We start from the raw sequence: 5,535 nt of genomic DNA, 5'->3' as shown, positions 1-5,535 counted from the left end.
TAATACAGTGAGTTCTTTTCTTCTTCCGTGAATTCTAGGTTAATCATGTTTTTAATGAGTGCTTTGCTTCTAATTATGACTCTTAAACTATATTATTGTCCTTGAGTAAAAAATGCAAGTTGTAGCCGTGCAAAGTATATCTCCCTAAAAGCGATCGCTCACCACATTCACAAAAAGGGATCGCATTCCCACATCCCCAAAAAGCGATCGCTTAGAGAAAAGGATTAATAATTTGTAATCCTTCTACTGTCAAACCGTGTTGCATATCCTCTGAATAGAGTTGATTCACATTAACTGACGCTCGCGATAATTAAACTATCCCAAAATGAGAATAAATATTTTGTTCTTAGTGTGGATGCTGTTAACAATATATTCAAATCAATTTCAATGATATGATGAATTTGATAAAAACCTTGAATAAGATTTTGAATTTGATTTTCAGAAAAATTTCCTTTTTTGATTAGGTTTACACAAACTTCATTGATTACCTGGGTACTCAAATAAAGTCCTGTTTGTGTGGCTAGACGGTTAGCAATTTTATGTTTTCGGATATCTTGACTCTGATTAAGTGCATATATCCAGATATTTGAATCTAGAAAATTTGTCATGTTTTTATTCGTTTTCGTAAATTTCTTCTCGTTTCATTGGAGTTAATTTTTTTATATTTAACGGATTTTCTAATAAATATTGGAGGTAATTTCCAGACTGTTCAGAAGTTTCTTGTTGAAGAGTGACTTTAACTATATTGGGTTGTTTTAACTGTTGTTGGTACTGTTCGGGAATTTGGATGATGCCATTTTCAATAGTGGTTTGAAATTCTACTGTAATCATATCTATTTTCCTAGTCTTTCTTTGCTTGTTAGTTCTATTATACCTCAGTTTATTTCCTTTACCATTCCTGAAAGCATCAAAGTGATCGCAGTTCCTCTAGAACCCCCAAAAAGCGATCGCTCTCCTGACTATCTCCCTAAAAGCGAGCGCTCACCACATTCACAAAAAGCGATCGCATTCCCACATCCCCAAACAGCGAACTGACAAGTCACGAAGAGCGCTATCGCACTTCCCCACATCCCCTAAAAGCGATCGCCCCTCACATCCCCAAACAGCGAACTGACAAGTCACGAAGAGCGCTATCGCACCTCCTCCCATTCCTAAAAGCGATCGCCCTCCCATATTCCAAAAACTTAGTTTAGGATAGTAATTTGATGAGAAGCTGAGTAATAATTTGTTGAAAAAGTAGTTTAATATGGATAGTTAGAAGTATAGAGAATTATTATGGATGCTTTAATTGCGGAACTAAGTACAAAGTTAAGTTACTGGCAACCTGCTGTAGCAGAACAAGTTCGCCATTGTATTTTAGAAATCATTGAAATGGCAGATCAGGATGTTTTAGATATTCTCAGAACCCGTATAGTAGAGCAAGAAGTTTTGGATTTGTTAGATGAACCCTAAACTTGGTGAAATTTGGCTTGCTGATTTGGGGATGGCTGCAAAAACACGCCCAGTGATCATTGTATCCCGTGATGACCCAGATCCACCACGAGCCTTGACGATTTATGTACCACTAACCACCCAAAATCGCGGAAGTCTTTATGAGGTTGTACTACCTCGACTACAATTTCTGGAACGAGATTCCATAGCTAATGTTCAAGGTATTGGCTCTATCCCAACGGTAAGACTAGAGCGAAAATTAGGTAAGTTACCAGAGGAAGTTATGCTGGAAATTCAGCAAGCAATTAAATTCGCACTTGATTTGCAAGATGAAGTCGAATAAGCGCTCTCAATACTGTATTAGAAATGTGATCGCCCTCTCACATCCCCAAACATCGAACTAACAAGTCAGTGTTTGCGCTATCGCACTCTCTCATTTTCAAAAAAAGGCAATTGCACACTTACCAAATTGTTTTTACATGGGGATAATTTAAAATTTTGGCATCACAGGTAACAAGGGGAATTTCATAACGTCTGGCAATAGCAACTAAAATTCTGTCTGCTGGATCTTTATGAAAATCGTCTGGTAATTGTGTACTGGCAATTGCATCTATGGGTGATAAAGGTTCTATGATCATACCTGAATGAGTTTCCGCTAACTCATACCATTCATCAATGGGTAAAGGCAGAGCTAATTTACCGACACTAGATTTAACTGCTACTTCCCAAACAGAAATAGCGGAAACTAATAAGCCATTTTGAGATTCTTCACTTTCAATAGCTGTTTGTGCTGCCTGTGATAATTGACTAGGATCGTGAAGTAACCATAGCCAAATATGGGTATCTAGTAAAATCATTCTGCTAATGCTTCCCAAAGTTCAGGCATTGGTTCATCAAAATCCCTAGAAATGGTAATAGGTTTTCCTCTCAGTGGGTAATTCTTTGTAGTTTTTGTTTCTTGGGAAATAATATCAATGTTTCCTGCTTTAAATTCTAAGAACTCGATAAATTTAATTACTTCATTGCGCTGTTCAAGAGGTAATTGTTTAATTTTAGCGATCGCCATTTCTAATGTGATCATTTATTTGTTTTTCCTGTAACTTTAAGTTACTTCTATTTTAGCAAATGATTTTTAGGTTGTGCTTCGTGATCGCTCTCCCACATCCCCAAACAGCGATCGCCTCTCCACATCCCTAACAAGCGATCGCCCTCTCACATCCCCAAAAAGCGATATCTTCAGTGCGCTTCGCTATCGCACTTTCGTATCAACATACTTCATCATGAGTTCCCAAATTGAGCAACAAAATAGCTTCTTGTTGGTCTTCAGTATTTTCAAAAAATTCAAACAAAATACGATAATTATAGTCAATTGAACAAGACCAGACATTAGCTAACTCACCTTTTAGTTTGTGAGTACTTAAACTAGGATAAAAAGGAGCTTCAGCCAATTGCAATAAAGTTTGTTCAATCAGAGGTCGAAGATTTGGATCTTTTCGGATTAGACGTTTAAAAGAACGCAATGATTTAGGAGTCCAAGCGATGTTCATGGTTGATCAAGTTCTCCTAAGAATTGATTAACTGAACCAAATTGAAAGTTTCCTTCATAAAATTCCTGACGAACTTCTGTAATTTCTTGAGATAGTTTGGTTCTTTTTGCTTCGTGCAGTCTTTTTTGCAGAAGGTTAAGTAATATTTCTTGATCTTCTATTGATAAGATCTCGACTGACTCAATAGCTTTCTGGAATGCTGATGTTTTCATGGCTGTACTTAATTAGTTTGACTTATTTTAATTTAATGGTATCGTTCTTTTTGAAGTTTTGTGAACTGACAAGTCACGAAGAGCGCTATCGCCCCTCCACATCCCCAAAAAGCGATCGCCCTCCATCATCCCCCAAACAGCGATCGCCCTCCCACATCCCCGAACAGGGATACCTTCGGTAAGCTACCGCTAAGGCATTTCCATATTCCTAAAATCGAATTTCTAGTAGCGAATTTCTAGTAATGAAAGCGGCAAGCTAAAATTCTGATTTTATCCTCTAGGACTTCATAAACTAGACGATGTTCTTGATCTATTCGCCTTGACCAGCAGCCAGATAGATCGTGTTTTAGGGCTTCGGGTTGTCCTGTGCCTTCAAATGGATTACGTTGTACTTCACGAATTAGTTTAATGATTTTTAATGCTTTTTTACGGTCAGTTTCAATCCACCAAGCTAAGTCCTCAAAAGCATCCATATCAAATTCCAAGTTTTTCACAGGCTGCTTCCAAAGAAATTCCATCTTGACGTTTTCTAGCTGCAAGTAATCTTGCTTTCATGGCTGAACTGCTTAATAGATAAGCTGTCTCTCTCTGAGACATTATTTCTTGCCAAAGGGCAATGGGTACAACTACGGAAACTGTTTGCCCTTCTGAATCACAAATATATTGTAATGCGTTATTCATAGCTGCGAATATAATTTTCTGGGTTGTTAATAATTATAACTATTATAACTGCAAAAGTTTTGATGAGCTATTGGTGTTAGTGGTAACGCTCTTGGAGGGACTTTCGGAAATCCCTGACCGAATCTAGATTCTGAAACCCTTGGTTGACAAGTGCTCGCTAACTTTTTTTCTCATAAAAACTCAAATTTCGGGTTTCTGTTAGTTAGCGATAGCTTGAAGGCTTACCCCATAAGAGAGCTAGAGTTTAGAGACTGTAAGACTTTTGCCAGACTCCCTCCAAGAGCGTTAGTTTACCCTCCCACATCCCCAACAGCGATCGCACCTCCCTACATCCCCAACAGCGATCGCCCCTTCACATCCCCAACAGCGATCGCTCTCACATTTCTAAAAGCGATCGCGTTTATTCTCAAACATGGAATGGGAATGAAGAGGTGGCGATTACGACTATTTAGCTAACAGGGGAAAAGTTTTCGACTAAATAGTTTTCTAAAAAGGTTTGGGTAGAAATACCCTGTTTTTGAGCTTCGGCTTCTAGTTGGTGAATCATCCAAAGCGGTAATTTTAGTTCCATTGTTTCTTTTTCTCGGTTGGGATGTCTGGCATGGGATAGGTCAAAAAATTCGCTCATATCCTCTCCAGCATCAAATTTGCGGTCAAATTCTTCGGCTTTCATAAACTTTAATCTCCTCGGTACGGGAACGACGGACAGAAACGATACGGATAATGTCGGTGCGATAGGTGATTACGGCTGTCCAGTATTTTTGATTGATAATACCTATAGCAAAAAATCTTTCTTCATCTTCGACTTTTCGGGCTGGAAACTCCAGTAGATTCGCATCTTCCCAAAGTTGTTGCGCTTTAATGAAGTCTATTCCGTGTTTTGCCAGATTGGTTTGACTTTTATTTTCATCATATTCAAAGTTACTCATGTTTTTAGATTGTACTTGTTCAGTGATGCCTAGTTTAATCATGTACCGACTGAACAAGATTAACCTATTTCATCACAGTTAAGTGTATGGTAATTTATTCTTCAAGATATCTCTACCAAATCAGCGAACTGACAAGTCAGCGCTTGCGCTATCGCCCCTTTAAATTATAAATAACAAAACCGCGATCGCACCTCCCACCTCCCAAAAGCGATCGCCTCCCACATCCCAAAAAGCGATCGCCCCTCACATCCCCAAAAAGCGATCGCCCTCTCACATCCCCAAAAAGCGATCGCCCCTCCACATTCCCAAAAGCGATCGCCCTCCCACATCCCCAAAAAGCGATCGCCCCTTCACATCCCCAAAAAGCGATCGCCCCTTCACATCCCCAAACAGCGATCGCCCTCCCACATTCCCAAAAGCGATCGCCCCCCACATCCCCACAAAAAGCGATCGCCCCCCACATCCCCAAACAGCGATCGCCCTCCCACATTCCCACAAAAAGCGATCGCCCCCCACATCCCCAAACAGCGATCGCTAAAGCCGATACCTACTATTATCTGAATAGCAAAGCATCCCATGACATATCTGGTAATATCTGGACTTCCCCCGTATAAACATACTAGCTATGGCTAAAAGTCTTACAGAGCCTGAGTTCAAGCAATGAAATACTAATGAACTACTGGACACAAAATCCTGAAGTTCTTACGCCGATAGGGTTTGAGGCAAAAATTTTCA

14 protein-coding genes are annotated in these 5,535 nt (G+C 39.5%); 2 read left to right on the top strand and 12 right to left on the bottom strand.

Annotated features, from left to right (window positions below):
- Positions 1–290: 290 nt before the first annotated feature.
- The 3 genes from O9324_RS04180 to O9324_RS04170 all read right to left on the bottom strand — a co-directional run bounded on the left by O9324_RS04180 (position 291) and on the right by O9324_RS04170 (position 1,122).
- Positions 291–608, bottom strand: a complete 318-nt coding sequence (locus O9324_RS04180) for a PIN domain-containing protein (protein WP_288139545.1) — start codon at positions 606–608, stop codon at positions 291–293.
- 4 nt (positions 609–612) lie between these two features.
- Positions 613–831 carry a hypothetical protein gene (locus tag O9324_RS04175; protein ID WP_287629995.1) on the bottom strand — a complete coding sequence of 73 codons (219 nt, stop codon included), beginning with the start codon at positions 829–831 and terminating at the stop codon, positions 613–615.
- A gap of 159 nt (positions 832–990) precedes the next feature.
- On the bottom strand, positions 991–1,122 hold the full coding sequence (locus O9324_RS04170; protein WP_287739760.1) for a hypothetical protein: 132 nt from the start codon (positions 1,120–1,122) through the stop codon (positions 991–993).
- Positions 1,123–1,275: 153 nt separating this feature from the next.
- On the opposite strand from O9324_RS04170, the gene O9324_RS04165 reads away from it, so the two are divergent.
- Positions 1,276–1,452: a hypothetical protein gene (locus tag O9324_RS04165; RefSeq protein WP_287629993.1), complete on the top strand. Its 177-nt coding sequence runs from the start codon at positions 1,276–1,278 to the stop codon at positions 1,450–1,452.
- Positions 1,442–1,774, top strand: a complete 333-nt coding sequence (locus O9324_RS04160; protein ID WP_287629991.1) for a type II toxin-antitoxin system PemK/MazF family toxin — start codon at positions 1,442–1,444, stop codon at positions 1,772–1,774. Before O9324_RS04165 ends, O9324_RS04160 begins: the two co-directional genes overlap by 11 nt.
- Positions 1,775–1,892: 118 nt before the next feature.
- Here the strand turns inward: O9324_RS04160 and O9324_RS04155 are convergent, their stop codons facing one another.
- The 9 genes from O9324_RS04155 to O9324_RS04115 form a co-directional block, all read right to left on the bottom strand.
- Positions 1,893–2,288, bottom strand: coding sequence for a type II toxin-antitoxin system VapC family toxin (locus O9324_RS04155; RefSeq protein ID WP_287629989.1), 396 nt, complete (start codon positions 2,286–2,288; stop codon positions 1,893–1,895).
- On the bottom strand, positions 2,285–2,512 hold the full coding sequence (locus O9324_RS04150; protein ID WP_287629987.1) for a DUF2281 domain-containing protein: 228 nt from the start codon (positions 2,510–2,512) through the stop codon (positions 2,285–2,287). Before O9324_RS04150 ends, O9324_RS04155 begins: the two co-directional genes overlap by 4 nt.
- A gap of 184 nt (positions 2,513–2,696) precedes the next feature.
- Positions 2,697–2,978, bottom strand: a complete 282-nt coding sequence (locus O9324_RS04145; protein ID WP_288139544.1) for a type II toxin-antitoxin system RelE/ParE family toxin — start codon at positions 2,976–2,978, stop codon at positions 2,697–2,699.
- Positions 2,975–3,190: a hypothetical protein gene (locus O9324_RS04140; RefSeq protein WP_027400994.1), complete on the bottom strand. Its 216-nt coding sequence runs from the start codon at positions 3,188–3,190 to the stop codon at positions 2,975–2,977. The genes O9324_RS04145 and O9324_RS04140 overlap by 4 nt, the downstream gene beginning before the upstream one ends.
- 236 nt (positions 3,191–3,426) lie before the next feature.
- Positions 3,427–3,684 carry a Txe/YoeB family addiction module toxin gene (locus O9324_RS04135; protein ID WP_043996397.1) on the bottom strand — a complete coding sequence of 86 codons (258 nt, stop codon included), beginning with the start codon at positions 3,682–3,684 and terminating at the stop codon, positions 3,427–3,429.
- Positions 3,665–3,871: a type II toxin-antitoxin system Phd/YefM family antitoxin gene (locus O9324_RS04130; RefSeq protein WP_002765637.1), complete on the bottom strand. Its 207-nt coding sequence runs from the start codon at positions 3,869–3,871 to the stop codon at positions 3,665–3,667. The genes O9324_RS04135 and O9324_RS04130 overlap by 20 nt, the downstream gene beginning before the upstream one ends.
- 448 nt (positions 3,872–4,319) lie before the next feature.
- Positions 4,320–4,544, bottom strand: a complete 225-nt coding sequence (gene brnA / locus O9324_RS04125) for a type II toxin-antitoxin system BrnA family antitoxin (RefSeq protein ID WP_002765638.1) — start codon at positions 4,542–4,544, stop codon at positions 4,320–4,322.
- Complete coding sequence (locus O9324_RS04120; protein ID WP_043996401.1) at positions 4,525–4,800, bottom strand: BrnT family toxin; 276 nt, start codon at positions 4,798–4,800, stop codon at positions 4,525–4,527. The genes brnA and O9324_RS04120 overlap by 20 nt, the downstream gene beginning before the upstream one ends.
- Before the next feature lie 148 nt (positions 4,801–4,948).
- Positions 4,949–5,296 (bottom strand): hypothetical protein, encoded by a 348-nt coding sequence (locus O9324_RS04115; protein WP_288139543.1) that lies wholly within the window; start codon positions 5,294–5,296, stop codon positions 4,949–4,951.
- Between the last annotated feature and the right edge of the window lie 239 nt (positions 5,297–5,535).

This window comes from Microcystis sp. LE19-84.1B (assembly GCF_027531875.1).
GTDB classification, from domain to species: domain Bacteria; phylum Cyanobacteriota; class Cyanobacteriia; order Cyanobacteriales; family Microcystaceae; genus Microcystis; species Microcystis panniformis.
This window is presented reverse-complemented; position numbering and strand designations above follow the sequence as displayed.